This window comes from Faecalibacterium sp. I3-3-33 (genome assembly GCF_023347295.1).
Lineage (GTDB): Bacteria > Bacillota > Clostridia > Oscillospirales > Ruminococcaceae > Faecalibacterium.
In genome coordinates, this window is the sequence record NZ_CP094469.1 from 692,321 (window position 1) to 713,744 (window position 21,424).

At 59.2% G+C, this 21,424-nt stretch carries 22 protein-coding genes and 1 tRNA gene; 20 read left to right on the forward strand and 3 right to left on the reverse strand.

Annotation, left to right across the window (positions count from 1 at the left end; translation table 11 throughout):
- Positions 1 to 72: 72 nt before the first annotated feature.
- The 5 genes from MTP39_RS03265 to MTP39_RS03285 all read left to right on the forward strand — a co-directional run bounded on the left by MTP39_RS03265 (position 73) and on the right by MTP39_RS03285 (position 2,439).
- Positions 73 to 747: a type II toxin-antitoxin system PemK/MazF family toxin gene (locus MTP39_RS03265; RefSeq protein WP_249241431.1), complete on the forward strand. Its 675-nt coding sequence runs from the start codon at positions 73 to 75 to the stop codon at positions 745 to 747.
- On the forward strand, positions 738 to 1,547 hold the full coding sequence (locus MTP39_RS03270; RefSeq protein ID WP_249241432.1) for a DUF6551 family protein: 810 nt from the start codon (positions 738 to 740) through the stop codon (positions 1,545 to 1,547). Before MTP39_RS03265 ends, MTP39_RS03270 begins: the two co-directional genes overlap by 10 nt.
- Positions 1,548 to 1,660: 113 nt before the next feature.
- A complete protein-coding gene (locus MTP39_RS03275) occupies positions 1,661 to 1,906 on the forward strand; it encodes a helix-turn-helix domain-containing protein (RefSeq protein WP_249241433.1) in 246 nt (81 codons plus the stop codon).
- 120 nt (positions 1,907 to 2,026) lie between these two features.
- The gene (locus MTP39_RS03280) at positions 2,027 to 2,368 is read left to right on the forward strand and encodes a hypothetical protein (protein ID WP_249241434.1); all 342 of its coding nucleotides are present in this window, start codon (positions 2,027 to 2,029) and stop codon (positions 2,366 to 2,368) included.
- A gap of 5 nt (positions 2,369 to 2,373) precedes the next feature.
- A complete protein-coding gene (locus tag MTP39_RS03285) occupies positions 2,374 to 2,439 on the forward strand; it encodes a hypothetical protein (protein ID WP_249242028.1) in 66 nt (21 codons plus the stop codon).
- A 194-nt stretch (positions 2,440 to 2,633) separates the two neighbouring features.
- On the opposite strand, the gene MTP39_RS03290 is transcribed toward MTP39_RS03285, so the two are convergent.
- Positions 2,634 to 2,717, reverse strand: a tRNA-Leu gene (locus MTP39_RS03290).
- Between the two features lie 189 nt (positions 2,718 to 2,906).
- Here MTP39_RS03290 and MTP39_RS03295 point away from each other — a divergent pair.
- The 7 genes from MTP39_RS03295 to rfbB all read left to right on the forward strand — a co-directional run bounded on the left by MTP39_RS03295 (position 2,907) and on the right by rfbB (position 10,985).
- A complete protein-coding gene (locus MTP39_RS03295) occupies positions 2,907 to 3,953 on the forward strand; it encodes a SpoIID/LytB domain-containing protein (RefSeq protein WP_249241435.1) in 1,047 nt (348 codons plus the stop codon).
- A 98-nt stretch (positions 3,954 to 4,051) separates the two neighbouring features.
- Positions 4,052 to 6,496 carry a glycosyltransferase family 2 protein gene (locus MTP39_RS03300; RefSeq protein WP_249241436.1) on the forward strand — a complete coding sequence of 815 codons (2,445 nt, stop codon included), beginning with the start codon at positions 4,052 to 4,054 and terminating at the stop codon, positions 6,494 to 6,496.
- A gap of 4 nt (positions 6,497 to 6,500) precedes the next feature.
- Positions 6,501 to 7,325, forward strand: a complete 825-nt coding sequence (locus MTP39_RS03305) for a glycosyltransferase (protein ID WP_249241437.1) — start codon at positions 6,501 to 6,503, stop codon at positions 7,323 to 7,325.
- A 234-nt stretch (positions 7,326 to 7,559) separates the two neighbouring features.
- Positions 7,560 to 8,447, forward strand: a complete 888-nt coding sequence (gene rfbA, locus MTP39_RS03310) for a glucose-1-phosphate thymidylyltransferase RfbA (protein WP_055187040.1) — start codon at positions 7,560 to 7,562, stop codon at positions 8,445 to 8,447.
- A gap of 22 nt (positions 8,448 to 8,469) precedes the next feature.
- Positions 8,470 to 9,387: a dTDP-4-dehydrorhamnose reductase gene (gene rfbD / locus MTP39_RS03315; protein ID WP_249241438.1), complete on the forward strand. Its 918-nt coding sequence runs from the start codon at positions 8,470 to 8,472 to the stop codon at positions 9,385 to 9,387.
- A gap of 42 nt (positions 9,388 to 9,429) precedes the next feature.
- Positions 9,430 to 9,900, forward strand: coding sequence for a hypothetical protein (locus MTP39_RS03320; protein ID WP_249241439.1), 471 nt, complete (start codon positions 9,430 to 9,432; stop codon positions 9,898 to 9,900).
- A 20-nt stretch (positions 9,901 to 9,920) separates the two neighbouring features.
- Positions 9,921 to 10,985 carry a dTDP-glucose 4,6-dehydratase gene (gene rfbB, locus MTP39_RS03325; RefSeq protein WP_249241440.1) on the forward strand — a complete coding sequence of 355 codons (1,065 nt, stop codon included), beginning with the start codon at positions 9,921 to 9,923 and terminating at the stop codon, positions 10,983 to 10,985.
- Positions 10,986 to 11,081: 96 nt separating this feature from the next.
- Here the strand turns inward: rfbB and MTP39_RS03330 are convergent, their stop codons facing one another.
- Together MTP39_RS03330 and MTP39_RS03335 are read right to left on the reverse strand one after the other, a co-directional pair.
- Positions 11,082 to 11,603 carry a hypothetical protein gene (locus MTP39_RS03330; protein ID WP_249241441.1) on the reverse strand — a complete coding sequence of 174 codons (522 nt, stop codon included), beginning with the start codon at positions 11,601 to 11,603 and terminating at the stop codon, positions 11,082 to 11,084.
- Between the two features lie 699 nt (positions 11,604 to 12,302).
- Positions 12,303 to 12,902, reverse strand: coding sequence for a uridine kinase family protein (locus tag MTP39_RS03335; protein ID WP_249241442.1), 600 nt, complete (start codon positions 12,900 to 12,902; stop codon positions 12,303 to 12,305).
- A gap of 318 nt (positions 12,903 to 13,220) precedes the next feature.
- Between MTP39_RS03335 and MTP39_RS03340 the strand changes: the two genes are divergently transcribed.
- From MTP39_RS03340 to MTP39_RS03375, 8 genes are all read left to right on the forward strand, one after another.
- Positions 13,221 to 13,808, forward strand: coding sequence for a DUF3793 family protein (locus tag MTP39_RS03340; RefSeq protein ID WP_249241443.1), 588 nt, complete (start codon positions 13,221 to 13,223; stop codon positions 13,806 to 13,808).
- A gap of 412 nt (positions 13,809 to 14,220) precedes the next feature.
- Positions 14,221 to 14,436 carry a FeoA family protein gene (locus tag MTP39_RS03345; protein ID WP_112090590.1) on the forward strand — a complete coding sequence of 72 codons (216 nt, stop codon included), beginning with the start codon at positions 14,221 to 14,223 and terminating at the stop codon, positions 14,434 to 14,436.
- Between the two features lie 51 nt (positions 14,437 to 14,487).
- Positions 14,488 to 14,709 (forward strand): FeoA family protein, encoded by a 222-nt coding sequence (locus tag MTP39_RS03350; protein ID WP_005927392.1) that lies wholly within the window; start codon positions 14,488 to 14,490, stop codon positions 14,707 to 14,709.
- Positions 14,710 to 14,738: 29 nt separating this feature from the next.
- Positions 14,739 to 16,925, forward strand: coding sequence for a ferrous iron transport protein B (gene feoB / locus MTP39_RS03355; RefSeq protein WP_249241444.1), 2,187 nt, complete (start codon positions 14,739 to 14,741; stop codon positions 16,923 to 16,925).
- Positions 16,926 to 16,961: 36 nt separating this feature from the next.
- Complete coding sequence (locus MTP39_RS03360; protein WP_044954063.1) at positions 16,962 to 17,144, forward strand: FeoB-associated Cys-rich membrane protein; 183 nt, start codon at positions 16,962 to 16,964, stop codon at positions 17,142 to 17,144.
- Positions 17,145 to 17,269: 125 nt separating this feature from the next.
- Complete coding sequence (locus MTP39_RS03365; protein WP_249241445.1) at positions 17,270 to 17,671, forward strand: metal-dependent transcriptional regulator; 402 nt, start codon at positions 17,270 to 17,272, stop codon at positions 17,669 to 17,671.
- Between the two features lie 313 nt (positions 17,672 to 17,984).
- On the forward strand, positions 17,985 to 19,715 hold the full coding sequence (locus tag MTP39_RS03370; RefSeq protein WP_249241446.1) for an ABC transporter ATP-binding protein/permease: 1,731 nt from the start codon (positions 17,985 to 17,987) through the stop codon (positions 19,713 to 19,715).
- A complete protein-coding gene (locus MTP39_RS03375) occupies positions 19,715 to 21,388 on the forward strand; it encodes an amino acid ABC transporter ATP-binding/permease protein (RefSeq protein ID WP_249241447.1) in 1,674 nt (557 codons plus the stop codon). Before MTP39_RS03370 ends, MTP39_RS03375 begins: the two co-directional genes overlap by 1 nt.
- Positions 21,389 to 21,424 lie beyond the last annotated feature (36 nt).

Genomic DNA, 21,424 nt, shown 5'->3' on the forward strand with positions numbered 1-21,424 from the left:
CATACCGTGAACAAAGCCCGCTGCGGAACATCCGGCAGCGGGCTTTGTACATAACAACATGGAGGTGCAATTTTGCAGCAAAACTGGAAATTCCAACGTGGAGACATCTTCTTCACCCATTTTGGGGCGAGCACTGGCTCGGAACAGTGCGGTGACCGCCCGGCGGTCATTCTTCAGAATGACGTGGGCAATTATCACTCGCCGACCCTGATCGTTGCGACCATGACAAGCAAGGCGGAAAAGAAAGTAAATCAGCCGACCCACTGCCTGTTGGAAAACGCAGGGTTGAATATGCCATCCGTTGTGCAGGCAGAGCAGATCTTCACCATCGACAAGAGCCGGGCGCTGAAGTATCTGGGGCATCTGACCCCGGAGGAAATGCGCCGGGTGGATGATGCAGTTCGGATCAGCCTTGCGCTGAACCCTATGGGCAGCATCCAGCAGATAGAGCCTATCCGGCGCTCTACGGCGGTCTACGCGCCGCCTGAGGTGGTGAATGGCAAACCGCCTGTCTACCCCTATACGCCCATCCGGTCGTCCTTTGAGAACGCCGGTAGCATCGAGGAAATGATGCTGTACACCGAGTTGCAATCCGCGGTTCATGCCATGATCCAGCGGCTGGAATACAGCTTCACCTTCAATCCCAGCCTGCTCACCATCCCGAAGCGTAAGCAGCAGGTGGCTGAGATCTTAGAGGAAGCCGAGAAGTACATTTGGAGAATCAAGGAGGAAATGCGATGCGCCTGAACGACAACACTACTTTCATTGGTATCAACCCGCCGTACCAGCTTTCGGTCATCCATAGCAGCAAGCTGATCTATCCCCGCGAGATCTACCAGCGGGGCGTGGAGCGCAAGCGGGTGGAGCTGATCGCCAGGGACTTCAACGAGTACATCGTTAACGAGCCGAAGGTCAGCTTCCGCAACGGCAGGTACTATGTGATGGATGGGCAGCACACCATCGAGGGCTGCATCCTCCTTAACGGCGGCGAGGATCGCCCGATCCTCTGCAAGGTCTATACCGGTCTGACGATGGAGCAGGAAGCCCTGCTCTTTGCGGAGCAGAACGGTCACACCGCACCTCTGTCGGCGGGCATCAAGCTGCGCGCCAAGGTAGTGGGCGGTGATGCGCCTTCCAAGGCGTTTGTTGCAGCCACCAACCGGGTGGGGCTGTCCCTCAACTACGACAGCATGCAGCTGAGCGACTACCGTATCAGCTGCGTGGGCACGGCGCTGAAGCTGTACGACCAGCTGGGCGAAGAAATCTACTGCGAAGCCCTGCGGCACATCGTGGCAGCGTGGGAGGGCAGACCGGATTCCTTCCGGGCGGCTGTCCTGCGGGGCGTGATGTACTTTGTGCAGCTGTATCATGGACAGTACAGCGCGGAGCGGCTTGTCCGTGCGCTGAGCGGCGTCCATCCCATGGAACTCTACCGTATCAGCCGGGATAACCCTGCCAAGCTTCCGGGCTGGCGGCGGTACGTTTACCCCATCTACACCACCTACAACGGCAAGTGCAGGAAGGATGCACTGCCGATGAAGTTCTAAGCTCAAATATCTCCTTTGGCAAGGGCGATGGTACCCGAAAAGGCCATCGCCCTTTACATATAGTATTTTCTTTTGAATGATTGACATATTGAACTGGAAAGGGGAGGACAGGAATGAGCGAGATCGCAGCCTGCACTTTGATTCAGGAAGCGCCCGACCGCAAGACGGAGCGGTACATGATGATGTTCAAGGATTACCCGGATGTGGTGACGGTGGAACATCTTCAGAAGATGCTGGGGGTAGGACGGAAGATCGCCTACCTGCTGGTCAAGGAAAACAAGATCCGGTCTGTCCGTGTGGGGCGCAGTTACAAGATCCCGAAGATCTGCGTTGTAGAGTACCTGCTGGACAAGACTTGACATTCAGGAGGGATGCAGCCCCCAAAATCCCTTGCGCCATCCTTGCAAAGCAGCCTTATTTATTTTAAACTAAGGTTGCCTGAGCAAAGAGCGTTTGGCTACAAGGAAAGGAGCGTTTCTATGATAAATGTAGCTGGACATTTAAGAGAACAGAACGGTACATATCAGATGGTCCTGAGCTGGAAGGATGCAACCGGAAAGCGCAGAACCAAATCCATCAGCACAGGACTTCCTGTAAAAGGAAACAAAAAGCGGGCGGAATCTCTTCTGCGTCAGACACAAAAGGAGTTCAACCCGGAAACGATGCAGCAGGTCGGTGACCTGTCTGTGCCGGAATACCTGACCCGCTGGCTGCGGGAAAGCGTGATGAACCTTTCCCCGGATACTTACGGTCGATACGCCTACGATATGGGCAGGGTCATCATCCAGTATTTTTCAACGATTTTCTCATGGACTGGTTGAAAATGATGAAGCCCCGCGTGGCGGTCACGACCTATGCAAACTACGAGATCGTGCTCACACGCCGCAGATAAAAAAGAAAACTCCCCCAGACAAGCTGAGGGAGCTTCTTTTTTATGCCGGTGGTGGGGGTCTCCCGCGCACTGAGCGACAGCCCGCAGGGCTGATCGCTCGCCCTGCAAAGCAGGGCCGTGCTGTTCGACCCGCTCACACGCCGCAGATAAAAAAAGAAAACTCCCCCAGACAAGCTGAGGGAGCTTCTTTTTTATGCCGGTGGTGGGGGTCGAACCCACACGTGTTATTAGCACAAGGGATTTTGAGTCCCCCTCGTCTGCCATTCCGACACACCGGCGCATCGTTTTTTGAACGACTTTTATTATACCGGATTCTATGGGTAAAATCAAGAGGAAGTTTTACACCTTTTTCAAATCGTCCCGCCCGGCGCAAAATACTAACTCCGGTTCTTGCCCGGCGGCGCGGGCTGTGCTACACTAAGGTCATATCAAAACGTAAAATATGCCCACAAGGAGGGAACCGGACTTTGAAACATCTGCATTCTTTTGCTCGCCGCGCGGCGGCTTTTCTGCTGGCGGCGGTGCTGTGCGTCTGCATCCCGGCGGCAGCGGCTTCGGCTGCCACCACCATCGGCGGGGCCGATACTACCCTGATCCCCGCAGAGGACGAAAACTGTCTCAGCTGGCTGTTTGGCTCCAAGGATAAGATCACCATGCCGTACCTGAACATCAAGGGGCAGGGGCTCAAGCGCAACGTCACGCTGGATCTTGAGGACTGTCTGGTGGGCATCACCTATACCGAGCTTGGCTCCATTGGCAGCTACGTCAGCGCCAGCGCCGCGCAGCAGGCGTGGAAGGCGCAGGCGGTGGCGGTGCACTCCTATCTGGAATACCACAAGCAGTACGGCTCGTCTGCCAATGCGCTGATCTACACCCCGGTCAGCCAGATCCCGGCTTCTGCCCGCAATGCCATCCGCAAGGCGGTGCAGGCGGTCAAGGATGAGGTGCTGGTGTACAATGGCAGCGTGTGCGACGCGGTATGGTCGGCCAGTGCGGGCTACAACACCCAGACCGGCGTGTACGGCACCTGCGCCAGTCTGGACGCATGGGGCACGGATGTGCCCTATCTGCAAAGCGTGGAAAGCCCCTACGAGGAGCAGTACCACAACCTGCTGCGCCGGGTCATCGGCAAGGACTACACCTATATAGAATACAACGACAGCCGCACCGGCGAGCCCTACCAGAGCGCCGACACCACCCACAAGGATCTGGGCGGCTTTGTGCAGTACAACACGTTGGTGTCCAACGGGCGCAGCTACCGGTACATCAACCAGTTCGTCTCCTCCCGCTACTGCTTCGATTTTGGTGCGGACGCAAACGGCACCCCCTGCATGACCTACTACGGCTTTGGTCACGGCGTGGGCATGAGCCAGTGCGGCGCGGTGGGCTATGCCGCCGAGGAGGGCATGAACTACAAGCAGATCTTACAGCACTACTACACTGGCGCAAAGATCCGTACCAGTACCACCCGCAGCGGCGGGCTGTTCGGCTGGCTGGCGGGGCTGTTCCGCTGAGAGGCTATTTGACTGAAATTTTGGAAATACCTTCTCAAACGCCGCAGGATTTGGTATACTATATCCGTTTGTGAAAAATGAACGGGAAACATAACTGCGTGGAAAAACGCACGGATTGGAGTATCAGCATGGAGTTGGATCAGGAAAAGCAGAATCAGGAGGCTGCCGAGCGCTGCCGTGCACTGGCACAGCGCATCGTGCGGGAGCTGGCTCCCCGCAGCGTACAGGTGCTGGAGGACAGCGGGCTGCTGGAAAAAGCTTTTTGTAAAATGAATACTGCAGTGGTGCAAAGCGCCCCGGAGCTGCTGGTGGTGGCAGACCCCCAGTGGGTCAGCCTGCCCGCCGTACAGGCGGAAAAAGTGCTGCTGGTGTGCGCAGAGTACGCCGGCATGGCAGACTGCGCAAAGCAGCTTGTAGCACAGGGCTTCTGCCGGGAGCTTGCGTGGAAGGATCACGGCAAGGAGCAGCCGACGGCACTTTTCTGCCGCATGGACGCCCCGGAGCTGCCGGAGCTGGAAAACGGCTACGAGCAGCAGCTGGACATTCTGCGGGAGCGCACCCTGCTGGCCGAGCGCACCGCCGCCGAGCAGACCGCGCAGCTGGAGCGGCTGCGCAGCGACCTTTCCCTGAGCCGCAGCCATGAGCAGGCCTTGGAAAAGACCCTGAACAGCGTGGTCAACTCCACCTTCTGGAAGGCCAGCTGGCCGCTGCGGTATCTGGTAAGCAAGTGCCGCCAGCTGTGGCACACCTTCCCGCTGTTCGTCTTTTTTGCCACCCTGCGCCGGGTGGGCTTTGCGGGCGTAAAGGCACAGGCCAAGGCGAAGAAGGAGTACAAAAAGCTGTTCCCGGGCAAGACCATGCCCGCCGACCGCTTTGCGGACGTGGAACTGCTGGTGCGGCAGGCCGCAGACCAGCCCGCAGCACCCCTGATCAGCATCGTGGTGCCGCTGTACAACACCCCCCACGATTTTCTGGTGGAATTGCTGGACTCGGTGCAGAACCAGACCTACCGCAACTGGGAGCTGTGCATGGTGGATGCCGGTCAGGACGCGGACGTGGGTGCCCTCGTGCAGGAGCGCGCCAGCACGGACAGCCGCATCCGCTACCGGAAACTGGACAGCAACGAGGGCATTGCGGGCAACACCAATCAGGGCTTTGCCCTTGCCACGGGTGAATATATCGCCCTGCTGGACCATGACGACATCTTGCACCCCTGCGCACTGTGGTATGTGGCGGAAGCCATCGCCAAGCAGGGCGCGGACTTTGTGTACACGGACGAAGTGACCTTTGAAGGGGACATCGACCATCTGACGGTCTACCACTTCAAACCGGATTATATGCTGGATAACCTCCGCTCCAACAACTATATCTGCCACCTGAGCGTGTTCAGCGCGGCGCTGCTGGCAAAGGTGGGCGGCGACGAGCGGGCAGAGTTCAACGGCAGTCAGGATTACGACCTCTACCTGCGCCTGACCGAGCAGGCGGAAAAGATCGTGCACATCCCGCACCTGCTCTACTACTGGCGTTCCAGCCCGGCAAGCGTAGCCAGCAACATCTCTGCCAAGACCTACTGTCTGGAAGCGGCCATGAAGGCGCTGCGCGCCCACTACGACCGCATGGGCGTGCCGGTGGACGCGGTGACCATGGTGCCCAACACCCCGGGCTTCTACAAGACCGATTACACCATCACAAAGCCCGGGCGGGTCAGTGTGCTGATCCCCAGCTGCGACCATTCGGGTGACCTGCGGCTGTGTGTGGAGTCCATCTACCGCAAGACCACCTACCCGGATTTTGAGATCATCATCATCGAGAACAACAGCAAGGAGCCTGCCACTTTCCGCTGCTATGAGCAGCTGCAAAAGGAGCACCCGGACACCCTGCATGTGCTCACATGGCAGGGCACCGGCTTCAATTACAGCGCCCTGAATAACTTCGGCGCACGGGCTGCCACCGGCGAGTATCTGCTGCTGCTCAACAACGATACCGAGGTCATCTCGCCCCGCTGGATGGAGGAGATGGTCATGTACGCCCAGCAGGACCGTGTGGGCTGCGTGGGCGCAAAGCTGCTCTACCCGGACAACACCATCCAGCACGCGGGCATCGGCTTCGGCTTCCTGACGCTGGCGGCGCACATGCACAAGAACTTCCCCGTGGGACACCCCGGCTATATGGGACGGCTCTCCTACGCGCAGGACGTGTACGCAGTGACCGCCGCCTGCCTGATGGTGCGCAAGGACGTATACGAGCAGGTGGAAGGGCTGGACGAGAGCTTTGCCGTGGCCTTCAACGACGTGGACTTCTGCGTGCGCGTGCGGGAGGCGGGCTACACCAACGTGTTCACCCCCTTTGCCCAGCTGTACCACTACGAGAGCAAGAGCCGCGGGCTGGACGAAAGTCCCGCCAAGCGCAAGCGCTTTGCCTCTGAGGTGGAACGGTTCCAGAAGCGGTGGGCAAAGCAGCTGGCTGCGGGCGACCCCTGCATGAACCCCAACTTTGACCTGATGAAGGAGGACTTCAGCTTTGACATCAAGCCGCTGGAGTGAGCCTTTGACCCAAACTGAAACGAAAGGGGAAACGCAGATGGAGCTTTCGGCCTGTATCGTGGTGTATAACGGCGCGGAGGAAGCCATCAGAGCCGCCCAGACCGTGCTGGACTGCACCCGCCGCTACCCGCTCACCCTGTATCTGGTGGATAACGCCAGCCCGGACGGCAGCGGACAGCGGCTGACCGCCGCCGCAAAGGACGGCACCCTGCGCACCGCCCCCGGGCAGACGGTGCAGGTACTCTGCCGGATGGAGAACGGCGGCTTCGGCACCGGGCACAACACGGTGCTCTCGCTGCTGCACAGCCGGGTGCACTTTATCCTGAACCCGGATATCCAGCTGACCGCGGACACCCTGAGCGACCTTGCGGACTGGATGGCGGCGCACCCCGGCGTGGTGATGACCCGCCCGGGACTGACCTTCCCGGACGGCAAACCCCAGCAGCTGCCGCTGCGCCGGTGCAACGTGCGCGCCATGGCCTACCGTCAGCTGCCCTGTCTGCGCTTTTGGGCAAAGTACAACGACCGCTACCTGATGGCAGACAAAGACCTGACAAAGCCCACCGAAATTGAGTTCTGCACCGGCAGCTTTTCGGCGGTGGACACCGCCGCCTTCAAGGCGGTAGGCGGCTTTGACGAGGGGTACTTCATGTATGTGGAGGACGCCGACCTGACCCAGAAGATGCGCACCCGGGGCAAGGCGTATCTGGTGCCCCAGTACACCGCCATCCACGCGTGGCACCGCGCGGCGCACCGCAGCCTGAAGCCCTTTCTGTGGCAGCTGCGCAGCCTGCTGCGCTACTTTTCCAAGTGGGGCTTTGCGTGGTAAGCGGAGAAGAAAAAATAGTGTTTTTGATTCGTAGAAAGCGGTGTGCCGTCGGCACGCCGCTTTCTGCCTTTTCCACCTCTTGCATTTTGCGTGCTTTCATAGTAAAATAAAGTGTACTGCCATCGTCTTTTGCAAAAATGCAGATGCGGCAGACCCAAAATTGTTTACAGCGGACGCAGCTCCGCTTTGAATTAAGCTGCACATCTTTTTATAAGAAAAAAGGAGTGCACAAGTATGAAAGGCATTATTCTCGCCGGCGGTGCCGGCACACGGCTCTATCCTTTGACCATGGTCACCAGCAAACAGCTGCTGCCGGTCTACGACAAGCCCATGATCTACTATCCGCTGTCCACCCTTATGCTGGCGGGCATTCAGGATATCCTGATCATCTCTACCCCTACCGATACGCCCCGCTTTGAGGCGCTGCTGGGCGATGGCAGCCAGTACGGCATCCATCTGCAGTATAAGGTGCAGCCCTCCCCGGATGGTCTGGCACAGGCCTTTATTCTGGGTGAGGAGTTCATTGGCGACGACTGCTGCGCCATGATCCTGGGCGATAACATTTTCTACGGCAATGGCTTCTCCAAGCTGCTCAAGAGCGCCGTGGCCAACGCAGAGAACAAGGGCCGCTGCACCGTGTTCGGCTACTATGTGCAGGACCCCGAGCGCTTTGGCATCGTGGAGTTCGACAAGGACGGCAAGGTGCTCAGCGTGGAGGAAAAGCCCCAGCATCCCAAGTCCAACTACGCCATCACCGGTCTGTACTTCTACAACAAGGAAGTGGTGCAGATGGCAAAGCAGGTAAAGCCCTCTGCCCGCGGCGAGCTGGAGATCACCACCCTGAACGATATGTACCTGAAGAAGGACGAGCTGGATGTGCAGCTGCTGGGCCGCGGCTTTGCATGGCTGGACACCGGCACGATGGAGAGCCTTGTGGAGGCTGCCGACTTTGTGCACATGATCGAGAAGCGTCAGGGCATCAAGATCAGCGCACCGGAGGAGATCGCCTTCAAGTATGGCTGGATCGACCGCGACACCTTGCTGGAAAGCGCCGAGCGCTACGGCAAGAGCCCCTACGGCCAGCATCTGAAGAACGTGGCCGACGGCAAGCTGCGCTACTAAGCATAAGGAAAGGCACATTGGTATGAAAATCATTGTCACAGGCTGCAAGGGGCAGCTGGGCACAGAGCTGCTCAAACAGCTGCAGGAAGGCCGCAGTGAGCTGGGCCCCATCCCCGAAAAGCTGCTCAACGCTACGGTGATCCCGGTGGATCTGCCGGAACTGGATATCTCCAACTACAAGATGGTGGATGAGTTCGTGCGGCGCAACCGCCCGGATATCATCATCAACTGCGCCGCCTACACCAACGTGGACGGGTGCGAGGTGCACCACGACGATGCCTTTAAGGCAAATGCCCTTGGCCCCCGCAATCTGGCGCAGGCTGCCGAAAAGACCGGCGCACGGCTGGTGCACGTTTCCACCGACTATGTGTTCTCCGGCCGGGAGAACGGCGGCATCCCGCAGGATGAAGCCACCCTGCCCGGGCCCATCAGCGCCTACGGCTCCACCAAGCTCATGGGCGAAAAGTATGTGGAGCGGTTCTGCCACCGCCACTTCATCGTGCGCACCGCGTGGCTGTACAGCTACTACGGCAAAAACTTTGTCAAGACCATCGTGAACGCAGGCAAAAAGTTCGGCAAGCTGGAAGTGGTCAACGACCAGTGCGGCAACCCCACCAACGCTGCCGACCTCGCCCACGAAATTTTGCAGCTGTGCGTGACCCACGAGTACGGCCTGTACCACTGCACCGGCGAGGGCATCTGCTCCTGGTACGATTTTGCTGCCGAGATCATCCGCCTTTCCGGTGTGGATGCCACTGTTGCCCCCTGCACCAGCGAGGAGTACAAGGCAAAGCACCCGGACAGCGCCGACCGCCCCAAGTGGAGCGCACTGGACAACCGGATGCTGCGCTGCACCGTGGGCAACGATGTCCGCGACTGGAAGGACGCTCTGGCCTGCTTCTTCGCCCACTGGGACGGCGAAAACGGCATGAAGGGCTGAAAAAACTGAAAATCCCCCCTGCGGAAGAACTGAGGATGTATCATGTTTGATGCGATTTTTAGCAGATCTGTCAAGATATTAAAGATCTTTGCAAAGGTGCAGTGTGTGCTGGCCTTTGTGCTTGCAGCCATGCTGTGCGGTTCGGTCCATGAAATGCTGAAGCCCTTCAGTCGGTTTTCAGCCATCGTGCTGGGGCTGGCGGTCGCTGTGGTGTTCTGGGTCTTGCAGATGTTCCTTGCATGGGCGCTGTACGCCTTTGCGGAACTGGTGGAGTACACAAAAGCCACCCACAAGGAGCTCAACGATATGAGCGAGGGTCTGGCGCGGTACACCCAAGCCACCTATGAGGAGCTTCACAGCATGAACCAAGGGCTGGAAGCATACACCAAAGCCATGGGCAAGACCATGAACAGCATGAACAAGAACCTCTACCTTGTGGCAAAGCACTGCTGCGCCGAGGAGGAACGCGCCCGCGCCGCAGCCCGCCCGCAGTCCGGGGGAAACAACAAATAAATAAAGAGGGATACTGACCTATGAAAACCTATCTGATCACCGGCTGCGCCGGTTTTATCGGTTCCAACTTTGTGCACTATATGCTTAAAAAATACCCGGAGATCCTGCTGGTCAATCTGGATAAGCTGACCTACGCGGGCAATCTGGAAAACCTGAAGGACGTGGAGGGCGACCCCCGCCATGTGTTCGTGCAGGGCGATATCTGCGATAAGAAACTGGTGGAGAGCCTGTTTGCAAAGTACGATTTCGACTACGTCATCAACTTTGCCGCCGAGAGCCATGTGGACCGCTCCATCAAGAACCCCGAGATCTTTGTGCAGAGCAACGTGATGGGCACTGTCAACCTGCTGCAGCGCGCCAAGGAGGCATGGTACGACGCCGATGCCAAGACTTGGAAAGAGGGCAAGAAGTACCTGCAGGTCTCCACCGATGAGGTGTACGGCGCTCTGGGTGCAGACGGCTTCTTTATGGAGACCACGCCCCTGTGCCCCCACAGCCCCTACTCCTCCTCCAAGGCCAGCGCCGATATGTTCGTCATGGCCTTCCACGACACCTACGGTATGCCGGTGAACATTACCCGCTGCTCCAACAACTACGGCCCCTACCAGTTCCCGGAAAAGCTGATCCCCCTGATGATCAACAACGTCAAGCACCACAAGCAGCTGCCCGTCTACGGCGACGGTATGCAGATCCGCGACTGGCTGTATGTGGAGGATCACTGCAAGGCCATTGATATGGTGGCAAACGGCGGCAAGGTCGGCGAGGTGTACAACGTGGGCGGCCACAACGAGCGCCCCAACATCTTCATCGTCAAGACCATCATCAACCAGCTGCACGACCGTCTGCAGGACGAGGGTATCAGCGAGGAGCTGATCAAGCACGTCGCCGACCGTCTGGGTCACGACCGCCGCTACGGCATCGACCCCACCAAGATCAAGAATGATCTGGGCTGGTATCCCGAAACTCCCTTTGAGAAGGGCATCGTGCTGACCATCGACTGGTACCTGAACCACGAGGAGTGGATGAACCACGTCACCAGCGGCGACTACCAGAACTACTATCAGGATATGTACAAGAATAAGTAACAGCCTGTAAATCAAGCAAAACCAAAAGCCGGACAGCCCGCAAGCTGTCCGGCTTTGTTCTGTTCAAGGGGTGTTATTCTGTGCGGGGAAAGGGGGTCAGTAATACACGGCGCAGCTCCAGTACATCTGTCCGTCAATGGTCACAACGGCAATGCCGATGTGCTTGCAATCTTCACCCATGAACTTACCAGAGCCTTTCAATGCTGCCCACAACTCTGCCTTGCCCTCCGGGGTATTGGATGGAACCTTGGCATTCAGAATGTAGATCGACTCGTTATCCTCTCTAACCCAATCATAGCCAAAATCCATATCTGAAGTCCAGCCCTTAGTCTTGCTGCCCCAATCATCAAGGGCTTTATCTGCTTCGCTCTCTGGCAGCATGGTCTTACCGGCGGTGCGGAAGTGATTTATCAAATCCTGCTCGGCATCAGAGAGCTGTTTTACTTCCACCAGCGGGTCAAGGCTAGAGTCAAGGCTTGCGCGGTAGCTGTTGATCTCCTCCAGCAGCCGCTGCTTTGCCTGCTGCTCCGGCGTAAGCGGCGCAGCGCCGCAGGCGGTCAGCACCAGCAGCAGCGCACCGGTGAGCAGAAGGGCGGTCAGTCTTGCCAGTTTTTTCATAGGATCAGCCTCCATTCTTTGTTGTAGCGTGGTGTTGCTTTCTTCCATACCATAAGTATATCAGACGCCGCCCGCCCCCTGCAAGCGCGATTCGATGCAAAATAACCCCCATTCACGCAGGGAGAGAGAAATATTTCCCGCCTTTTTGGGCATCTTTACCCAAAATAGCGGGAAACCGGGGACGGGACGATTTAGAATGTGCTCCGCTGCGCTCTGCACATATTCAGCGGAATGATTATTTTTATTTTGCAATTCTGGAAAATCTGCGGATTTTCCAGAATTGCCTTTTCACGGGAGGGTTTGGAACGAACTCCCTCAGTCAAAACCTGACGGTTTTGCCAGCTCCCTCTGAGGGTGAGCCTTTGGCATGGCGGGAAAGTTTCCGGCTAAACCGCAAAGCTTGCGGGCGGGAACTTGCTCCCCCGGGGGGAGCTGTCGCGCAGCGACTGAGGGGCTTTTAATGGAGAAGCGAAAAAAGCGTTAAAGCGATAGCGCCGACTGGCGCAGCGCTAGCTTTTTTGTGCTTCGACTTCTTCTTTAGGATTGTCAAGGGCGTGTAGCCCTTGGCCCGTTGCGGGGTGGGTGGAGTCCAGAGGTAGGGAGGGGGGAGTCGGAACACCCCTCCCTGCCTCTGGCCCAGCGGAGCGTCCCTGCACGCTGACGGCAGGCAAAAACTTTCCCCGCGGAGCGGAAGCCATTTCAAATCGTCCCGCCTTGGGTGGTGTCCACCACAAAATCCGCGCTTTCGGCTATGCCGTACTGCGCAAAGTACCCCTCCTCCAGCGGCACCCACCGGGCGGCAAAATCCGCGTAGCGTGCGCCCTCCCGTGCCTGTAAGCGCCGGGTCTGCTCGGCCTTGGTGCAGGTCACGAACACCCGCAGCGTCTCGTAGGGGCGCAGCAGCGGGTGGTGGCTGTAACTGCCCTCTAAAATGAGCAGCGGCTGCGCGGGCAGCTGTACCGGGGGCAGAAAAGCCCCCTCCCGGCAGCTGTACGCCTGGTAGGCCACCGCCTGCCCCGCGTAGGCAGGGCGCAGGGCTTCGTCCCGCAGACGGGTCAGGTCCATGTTGGCGCAGGGGGTGTGTGCCCAGTCCGGGCTGCGCCGGGCGGGCGGCAGGTAGAAATCATCCGTGCGCAGCAGGGTGCAGCCGGGAAACTGCGCTGACAGCCCGTTGGCAAGGGTGGTCTTGCCGCTGCCGCAGCGGCCGTCCAGTGCCAGCACCAGCGGGCGGGTGGGCTTTTGCGCCAGCGCGGCGCTCAGCAGCGCAGACAGGGTGTGCGCGGTGATGGGTGTGGGCATGGGTTTGGCCTCCTTGGCAGGGTGCGCCCCAAGGGGCAGACCCGAGAATGCCCCAATTATACCACAGCCGCCGCCGGAAGGGTAGCGCGGGTGCGGTTTGCCATAAATAACTTTTTTACTGGAAAGGCTTGACACGCCCCGCTGCGGTGTGGTACACTACTGGCGTTAGGAACAACTAACCATATAGAACCCCACCGGCAGTGCCCGCAGCCCGGGCGTGCTGCTTTTTTTTGAAGTGCTGGTTAGCTACGTCTTACTTATAACAGCCCGGCACCCAGGGCATACTGACCCCGACACCGCCGCCAAAGGAGAACCGCCATGGAGCGTGATTTTGAGACCGTAATGATCGAACAATGTGCCCCGGTACTGGCGGGGCTGAAACCTGCGGGGCTGTTCCGCTACGAAACGCGCGACCGTGCCGACCTTGCCCGGCGGGTGGCGGGCTGGAATGCCCAGCTGAACCCCAAGGGCCTGCAGGTGCGGGTGCTGCGGGGGTGCATCGCCACCCGGCAGTATCTGGTGTACGTCTACCGCGCCGCCAAGCTGCAAACGGTGCTGGCAGATGCCGCTGTGCGCGGCTTTTTAGCCCGGGAGGGCTACCGTCTGCCGGAGGATGCCGCGGACTGCAACGCGCTGATCGACCAGCTCAGCCTGCGTCTGTGCTGCGCGGCGGAGGCAGCGGATTTTCCGCATGAGATCGGGGTATTTCTGGGCTATCCGCTGGAGGATGTGGTGGGCTTTATCCGCCACCGGGGCAAGTGCTTTACCTGCTGCGGATGCTGGAAGTCCTACGGTGACCCCGCCGCCGCCCAACAGCACTTTGACCAGCTGGCCAAGTGCACGGCGGTGTACCTGCGGCTGTTCCACAGCGGCACGCCCATTTTAAAACTGGCGGTGGCCGCCTGAAAAATTGATATTCTCTTTTCAAATACTCTCTTTTATCCTGGCAACTCTCCTATGCTTCCGACACAGGAGAGAGCAATCCTCCTTTTTACACACGACCGCCCGGTGCAGCTTTGACCCCTGCGCCGGGCGGTCGTGTTTCTCCGTCACCCTGCCCTATAAAACCGCAAAACACCCCTTAAAAATGTAAACATTGACTAACTTTACTTCAAAAAATAGAGTTAGTCATTGATGATTTTGATAAAAATGCAGGTCAGTTCCGGCATAAAATTTGTTTGTTTATATAAACTAACTATGAGATATGAAAAAACTATTGACAAGTCGGGGTTAGCAGCAGTAAACTATCTACGCTGATAGTTACGGCTGACTAACCACCGCAGCATCACATATTTTTCAAGGGAAGGGGAGCACAGCGATGATGCCTTTGACAATGACAAAAGCAGGCGAGACTGTCACCATCCGCAGGATCAGCGGCAAGGACGAGGTGCGGCTGCATCTGGCCGAGCTGGGGTTCGTGGTTGGCAGCGAGGTGACCGTGGTCAACGAGATCGCGGGCAACCTGATCGTGCAGGTCAAGCAGAGCCGTCTGGCACTGGATAAGACCATGGCAAGCCGCATCATGGTGTCCTGAGCAGCGCCTTCCCGGTGCTGCATGAAATACTGCAAGGGAGGAACGAGTACGATGAAAACACTGAAAGACGTAAAGGTGGGCGAGACCGCCACCGTGGCACGCCTGCACGGCGAAGGCCCGGTGAAGCGCCGCATCATGGATATGGGCATCACCAAGGGGGTGCAGATCTATGTGCGCAAGGTGGCACCGCTGGGCGACCCCATGGAGCTGACCGTGCGCAACTACGAGCTGAGCGTGCGCAAGGCCGACGCTGAGATGATCGAAGTGGTCTGATACGACCAAAGGGAGGAAAGGTATCCGCAATGAGCATTAAAATTGCACTGGCCGGCAACCCGAACTGCGGCAAAACGACCCTGTTCAACAACCTGACCGGCTCCAACCAGTATGTGGGCAACTGGCCCGGCGTTACTGTGGAAAAAAAGGAAGGCAAACTCAAGGGCGATAAGGACGTGATCATTCAGGATCTGCCCGGCATCTACTCGCTGTCCCCCTACACGCTGGAGGAAGTTGTCTCCCGTACTTACCTTGTGAAGGAGAAGCCCGACGCCATCCTGAACATCATCGACGGCACCAACATCGAGCGCAACCTCTACCTGACCACCCAGCTGATCGAGCTGGGCATCCCGGTGGTCATGGCTGTGAACATGATCGATCTGGTGCGCAAGAACGGCGATAAGATCGACCTGAAGAAGCTGAGCGCAGAGCTGGGCTGTCAGGCAGTGGAGATCAGCGCACTGAAGGGCGAGGGCACCGAGGCTGCCGCCAAGGCTGCGGTAGCCGCTGCCAAGGCCGGCAAGACCGGCGAGCTGCCCCATGTGTTCACCGGCAGCGTGGAGCACGCCATTGCCCACATCGAGGAGAGCATTCAGGGCAAGGTGGATGACCGCTTCCTGCGCTGGTACGCCGTCAAGCTGTTCGAGCGGGACGAGAAGGTGCAGGATGAGCTGAAGCTGGACAAGACCCTGATGGATCACATCGACGAGCACATTCAGGACTGCGAAAAAGAGATGGACGATGACGCCGAGAGCATCATCACCAACCAGCGCTACGCCTACATCAACACCGTGGTGGGCAAGGCTGTCAAGAAGAAGGCCCGCGTGGAGCACCTGACCGTTTCCGATAAGATCGACCGTATCGTTACCAACCGTGTGCTGGCACTGCCCATCTTCGCACTGGTCATGATCCTGATGTATTCGTTGTCCATGGGCACCTCCATTGCAGACGGCGGCTGGTCTATCGGCACCTTTGCAACTGACTGGACCAATGATGTGCTGTTCGGCGAGATCGTGCCCAATGCACTGGGCGGCTTTTTGGAGAGCATCGGCGTGGCAGGCTGGCTGTACGGCCTGATCATGGACGGCATCGTCGCCGGTGTCGGCGCAGTGCTGGGCTTTGTGCCCCAGATGCTGGTGCTGTTCTTCCTGCTGTCCATCCTCGAGGATGTGGGCTATATGTCCCGCGTGGCCTTTATCATGGACCGTATCTTCCGCAAGTTCGGCCTTTCCGGTAAGAGCTTTATCCCGGTGCTGGTGGGCACCGGCTGCGGCGTGCCGGGCGTCATGGCTTCCCGTACCATCGAGAACGAGCGTGACCGCCGCATGACCATCATGACCACCTGCTTCATCCCCTGCGGCGCTAAGATGCCTATTATCGGCCTGATTGCAGGTGCCATGTTCGGCGGCTCTCCGCTGGTTGCTGTTTCCGCTTACTTCATCGGCATGGCTGCCATCATCTGCTCCGGCATCATCCTGAAAAAGACCAAGATCTTTGCCGGTGACCCCGCTCCCTTCGTCATGGAGCTGCCTGCTTACCATGTGCCTGCCTGGGGCAACGTGTTCCGTGCTACCTGGGAGCGCGGCTGGTCCTTCATCAAGCGTGCCGGTTCCGTCATTCTGCTTGCGACCGTCGTGCTGTGGTTCCTGCAGGGCTTTGGCTTCGAGAACGGTGCATTCGGCATGGTCGAAGATCAGGACAACTCTGTTCTGGCTGCCATCGCCACCAAGATCGCATGGATCTTTGCACCTCTGGGCTTCGGCAACTGGCGTGCAACCGTCGCTTCCGTGTCCGGCCTGATCGCCAAGGAGAACGTCGTTGGTACCTTCGGCGTCCTGTATCACTTCGGCGGCGAGCTGTCTGAGAACGGCGACGAGATCTGGGCCGCTGTGGCACAGGATTACACCGCACTGTCTGCTTACGCCTTCATGATCTTCAACCTGCTGTGCGCTCCCTGCTTCGCCGCAATGGGTGCCATCAAGCGCGAGATGAACAACGGCAAGTGGACCGCCATTGCCATTGGTTATATGTGCGCTCTGGCTTACTGCGCATCGCTGGTGGTGTATCAGCTGGGCGGCCTTGTCACCGGCGAGGTGCACTTCGGCCTGTTCACCGTGGTGGCTGTTGTGGTGCTGGCAGCGTTTATCTACCTGATGGTGCGCCCCAATAAGTATGCGGGTAACAACGAAGTCAAGATCGACGTGACCAAGATCTGATCAAACTGCATGACATTGTGAAAGGGTGTGTTTTGTATGATGGAATTCCTCGCTGCAAATTTTAATCTGCCCACCATCATTGTGGCAGTCATCGTGTTTGGCGGTGTGGGCTGGATCACATGGCACTCCCACAAGCATGGCGGCGGCTGCAGTGGGTGCAGCGGCTGCGGCGAAGGCGGCTGCAATGGCAGCTGCAGCGGCTGCAGCGGCTGTCACTGAGCATTGAAATGAACCGCAAGGAGCGCGGGCTGAAACTCTCGGCTCGCGCTCCTTTTTAGTTAAAACAAAGTTAGCTTATGATAACACCGGGCAGGCCCCGGCGCGTAAAAAGGAGAGTGACCGGTATGCAGCTGACCGCAGCGCATCTGCGCTATCTGCTGGCCATCTACGAGGTAAGCCGCACCCATCTGGACATCAGCTCCCGCAGCATTGCGGAAAAGCTGGGGGTGACAAAACCCTCGGTGGTGCGCATTCTGAACCTGCTCATGGAGCAGGGCATGATCGTAAAGGAATACTACGGTAAAATTTACCTGACCGACCGCGGCATCTGGGTGGCAAAGCGGGTGCAGCAGGAGCTGGACGCCATTCTGGCGCACTTCCCGCCGGTGAGCGGGGAGCTGACAAGCGAGGAGCAGTGGAGCGCCGCCCTTGCCATGACCAGCGCTTTGCCCCAGCGCCTTTTTACCGCCGACTATGAGCGGATGGTGGAGGGGGAAGAGACTTGCGCCGCAGGCGGGACGATTTGAAATGGCTTCCGCTGCGCTCTAGCCATAATCAGCGGAAGAATTATTTATAATTTCGCGTTTGTCGCGCTCTGCGGAGCGCTCCAAACGCTATTTTCACAGAAGGGGCTGTAATGGTTAAATGGCGGTTTGAATTGCAAATGCAGTTGACCGTTACGCCCCCTCCCGTGAAAAGGGGATTCAGAAAAGCCCGCAGGCTTTTCTGAATCCCGAATAAAAATCTAATTCCGCTAATTATGCGCAGAGCAACGCGGAGCGCATTCTAAATCGTCCCACTGCCCGGCGGGGCAGACAAGACCGAAAAGGAGAAACACCCATGATAAACAAAAAACTGCTGTCCTTCGACCGGGCGGCGCTGCGGTATGTGGGAGCAAACGTGGCGTTCCAGTGGCTGGGGCTGGTGTGTAATATCATCTTTGTCCGGGCGGTCGCCCGGCTGGTGGGCGCGGCCTTTGCGGGCAGCCTGACCGCTGCCGCGCTGCGGCAGAATATCCTGCTCTGCCTTGGCACGGTGCCGCTGCGCTTTGCCTTTACCATGCTGGCTTCCGGCATGAGCGATCAGGCCTCGCGGGACGTCAAGCGCACCCTGCGCAGCAAGATTTACGAAAAACTTACCCGCCTTGGCCCCGTCTATACCGAAACGGTGGCCACCAGCGAGGTGGTCATGCTGGCCAGCGAGGGCGTGGAGCAGATCGACACCTACTTTGCAAAATATCTGCCGCAGCTGTTTTACAGTCTGCTGGCACCCGTCACCCTGTTTGCGCTGCTGGTGGGGGTGCACGCGCGGTCGGCGGTCATTCTGCTGTGCTGCGTGCCGCTGATCCCCATGTCCATCGTGGCGGTGCAGAAGTTTGCCAAAAAGCTGCTGGCAAGCTACTGGAGCGAGTACACCACGCTGGGCGACAGCTTTCTGGAGAACATTCAGGGGCTGACCACCCTGAAAATTTATCAGGCCGACGGCTGGAAGCATGAGCAGATGAACGCCGAAGCTGAGCGCTTCCGCAAGATCACCATGCGGGTGCTGACCATGCAGCTGAACTCGGTGACCCTGATGGACCTGATGGCCTACGGCGGCGCGGGGCTGGGCATCATCAGCGCCGTGGCGGCCTTTGCGGCTGGGCAGCTGGAACTGACCGCCACGTTGACCATTCTGCTGCTGGCAGCAGACTTTTTCCTGCCGCTGCGGCTGCTGGGCAGCTACTTCCACATTGCCATGAACGGTGCGGCTTCGGCGGAGAAGATCTTCCGGCTGCTGGCAGCCGAGGAGCCGCAGGACGGTGCGCAGAACGCCCCGGCGGACACCACGCTGGCGCTGGAAGATGTGACCTTTGGCTACGAGGCAGACCGCACCGTGCTGAAAGACGTCTCCTTTACCGTGCCGCAGGGCAGCTTTGTCTCGCTGGTGGGCGCTTCCGGCAGCGGCAAAAGCACCATTGCCGCCCTGCTGGCGGGGCGGCGCACCGGGTATACCGGCCGGGTGACCATGGGCGGCGTGCCGGTGCAGCAGCTGCAGCGGGCTGCGCGGCAGCGCACCCTGACCGTTGTGCCCCATGATTCCACCATTTTTAAGGGCACGGTGGAAAGCAACCTGCGCATGGCAAAACCGCAGGCCACCGAGAGCGAGCTCTGGGCGGTGCTGGAAGAGGTGAACCTTGCGGATTTCTGCCGCAGCCAGAACGGCTTACAGACCGCCGTACACGAGGGCGGCAGCAACCTTTCCGGCGGGCAGCGGCAGCGCCTTGCCATGGCGCGTGCTCTGCTGCACGATACCCCCATCTACCTTTTCGATGAGGCTACCTCCAACGTGGACGCCGAGAGCGAAAACGACATCATGGCAGCCATCCGGGGTCTGGCGGGGAAAAAGACGGTGATCTTGATCTCCCACCGGCTGGCGAATGTGGTGGACAGCGACTGTATCTATGTGCTGGAAAACGGCAGCATTGCCGAGCAGGGCACCCACGCGCAGCTGCTGGCGCACGGGGGCGCTTACTGCCGCCTGTACACCGCCCAGAAGCAGCTGGAAACCCTTGCAAAGGAGGATGCCTGATGCATAAAACAACGAACCACCGCACCCCTGCCGCCATTGTGGCGCGGCTGATCGTGCTGGTAAAGCCCATGCTGCCCATCATGCTGGCAGCCATCGTTATGGGCGTGGCGGGGCATTTCTGCGCCACCTTCATCACCATTTTCGGCGGCTTTGCCATCCTGACCGCTGCCGGGCTGCAAAGCCCGCTGCCCACCGTGGGCACGGCCTTCGGGTGCATTCTGGTGTTTGCTTTGCTGCGCGGCGTGCTGCGCTATGCGGAGCAGGCGTCCAACCACTATATCGCCTTCCGGCTGTTGGCGCTTATCCGGGATAAGGTGTTCGGCGCGCTGCGCCGCCTGACCCCCGCAAAGCTGGAAGGCCGCGACCGGGGCGATCTGATCTCCCTGATTACCGCCGACATCGAGGCGCTGGAGGTGTTCTACGCCCACACCATCTCGCCGGTGTGCATCGCCGTGCTCTGGGCGGCAGGGATGACCGCCTTTACGGCGCACTGGCACATCCTGCCCGCGCTGGCGCTGCTGGCGGGTTATCTGCTGGTGGGAGTGGCGCTGCCGGTGTGGAGCGCAAAGCGCGGGCAGAGCGTTGCCAGGGAGTACCGGCAGGCGCTGGCAGATACCAACAGCGATGTGCTGGAAAGCCTGCGCGGCCTGCGGGACACCTTGCAGTATCAGGATACCGCCGCCCGGGCGGCAGGCATCACCGCCCACAGCGAGGTGCTGGGCGCAAAGCAGACGGCGCTGAAGTACCGTGAGGGGCTTATTGTTGCCGTGACCAACACCCTGATCTTATTCACCACACTGGCGGTGCTGGGCGTGAGCCTGTGGCTGTACCAGCGCGGCGCACTGGCAGCGCAGGGAGTGCTGGTGTGCACCCTGACCGCGCTCAGCTCCTTCGGGCCGGTGGTGGCGCTGGCGAACCTTGGCGCAGGGCTGACGCAGGTATTTGCCAGCGCAGACCGTGTGCTGGCGCTGCTGGACGAAGTGCCTGTGACCCCCGAGGTGACCGACGGCGAAAACACCCCCTTTGCGGGTGCCGAGGTGCGCAGCGTCAGCTTTGGCTACGCGGGGGAGCAGGTGCTGCGGGAGATCAGCCTGACCATCCCGGAAAAAAAGATCGTGGGCATCACCGGGCGCTCCGGCAGCGGCAAAAGCACCCTGCTGCGGCTGCTAATGCGCTTCTGGGACGTGCAGACCGGCAGCATCCGGTTTGGGGATGCGGACATCCGGCGGGTGAACACCGCCGCCCTGCGCGCGCAGGAAAGTCTTGTGACGCAGGAGACCGAACTGTTTGCGGATACCATCGGCAACAACATCCGCATTGCAAAGCGCGATGCTACGCAGGCAGAGGTGGAAGCCGCCTGCAAAAAGGCTGCGCTGGATGACTTTATCCGCAGCCTGCCCAAGGGCTACGACACCCCCGTGGGCGAGCTGGGCAGCACCCTTTCCGGCGGCGAGCGGCAGCGCATCGGCGTGGCGCGGGCATTTTTGCACGATGCGCCTTTCCTGCTGCTGGACGAGCCCACCTCCAACCTTGACAGCCTGAACGAGGGCATCATCCTGCGTGCCGTCCGCGCCGCGTGCAAAGACCGCACGGTGCTGCTGGTATCTCACCGCAAGTCCACCATGGCTGCGGCGGATGTCAGCTTCTCGGTAGAGAGCGGAAGGGTAAGCTGAACACAAATAAAAAGCCGGACAGCCCGCAGGCTGCCC

Excerpts from the sequence above, each read along its gene's own strand:
- MTP39_RS03270 (WP_249241432.1), top strand. The coding sequence starts at position 738 with ATGCGCCTGAACGACAACACTACTTTCATTGGTATCAACCCGCCGTAC.
- MTP39_RS03275 (WP_249241433.1), top strand. The coding sequence starts at position 1,661 with ATGAGCGAGATCGCAGCCTGCACTTTGATTCAGGAAGCGCCCGACCGC.
- MTP39_RS03280 (WP_249241434.1), top strand. The coding sequence starts at position 2,027 with ATGATAAATGTAGCTGGACATTTAAGAGAACAGAACGGTACATATCAG.
- rfbA (WP_055187040.1), top strand. The coding sequence starts at position 7,560 with ATGAAAGGCATTATTCTCGCCGGCGGTGCCGGCACACGGCTCTATCCT.
- rfbD (WP_249241438.1), top strand. The coding sequence starts at position 8,470 with ATGAAAATCATTGTCACAGGCTGCAAGGGGCAGCTGGGCACAGAGCTG.
- MTP39_RS03320 (WP_249241439.1), top strand. The coding sequence starts at position 9,430 with ATGTTTGATGCGATTTTTAGCAGATCTGTCAAGATATTAAAGATCTTT.
- rfbB (WP_249241440.1), top strand. The coding sequence starts at position 9,921 with ATGAAAACCTATCTGATCACCGGCTGCGCCGGTTTTATCGGTTCCAAC.
- MTP39_RS03330 (WP_249241441.1), bottom strand. The coding sequence starts at position 11,603 with ATGAAAAAACTGGCAAGACTGACCGCCCTTCTGCTCACCGGTGCGCTG.
- MTP39_RS03335 (WP_249241442.1), bottom strand. The coding sequence starts at position 12,902 with ATGCCCACACCCATCACCGCGCACACCCTGTCTGCGCTGCTGAGCGCC.
- MTP39_RS03340 (WP_249241443.1), top strand. The coding sequence starts at position 13,221 with ATGGAGCGTGATTTTGAGACCGTAATGATCGAACAATGTGCCCCGGTA.
- MTP39_RS03345 (WP_112090590.1), top strand. The coding sequence starts at position 14,221 with ATGATGCCTTTGACAATGACAAAAGCAGGCGAGACTGTCACCATCCGC.
- MTP39_RS03350 (WP_005927392.1), top strand. The coding sequence starts at position 14,488 with ATGAAAACACTGAAAGACGTAAAGGTGGGCGAGACCGCCACCGTGGCA.
- feoB (WP_249241444.1), top strand. The coding sequence starts at position 14,739 with ATGAGCATTAAAATTGCACTGGCCGGCAACCCGAACTGCGGCAAAACG.
- MTP39_RS03360 (WP_044954063.1), top strand. The coding sequence starts at position 16,962 with ATGATGGAATTCCTCGCTGCAAATTTTAATCTGCCCACCATCATTGTG.
- MTP39_RS03365 (WP_249241445.1), top strand. The coding sequence starts at position 17,270 with ATGCAGCTGACCGCAGCGCATCTGCGCTATCTGCTGGCCATCTACGAG.
- MTP39_RS03370 (WP_249241446.1), top strand. The coding sequence starts at position 17,985 with ATGATAAACAAAAAACTGCTGTCCTTCGACCGGGCGGCGCTGCGGTAT.
- MTP39_RS03375 (WP_249241447.1), top strand. The coding sequence starts at position 19,715 with ATGCATAAAACAACGAACCACCGCACCCCTGCCGCCATTGTGGCGCGG.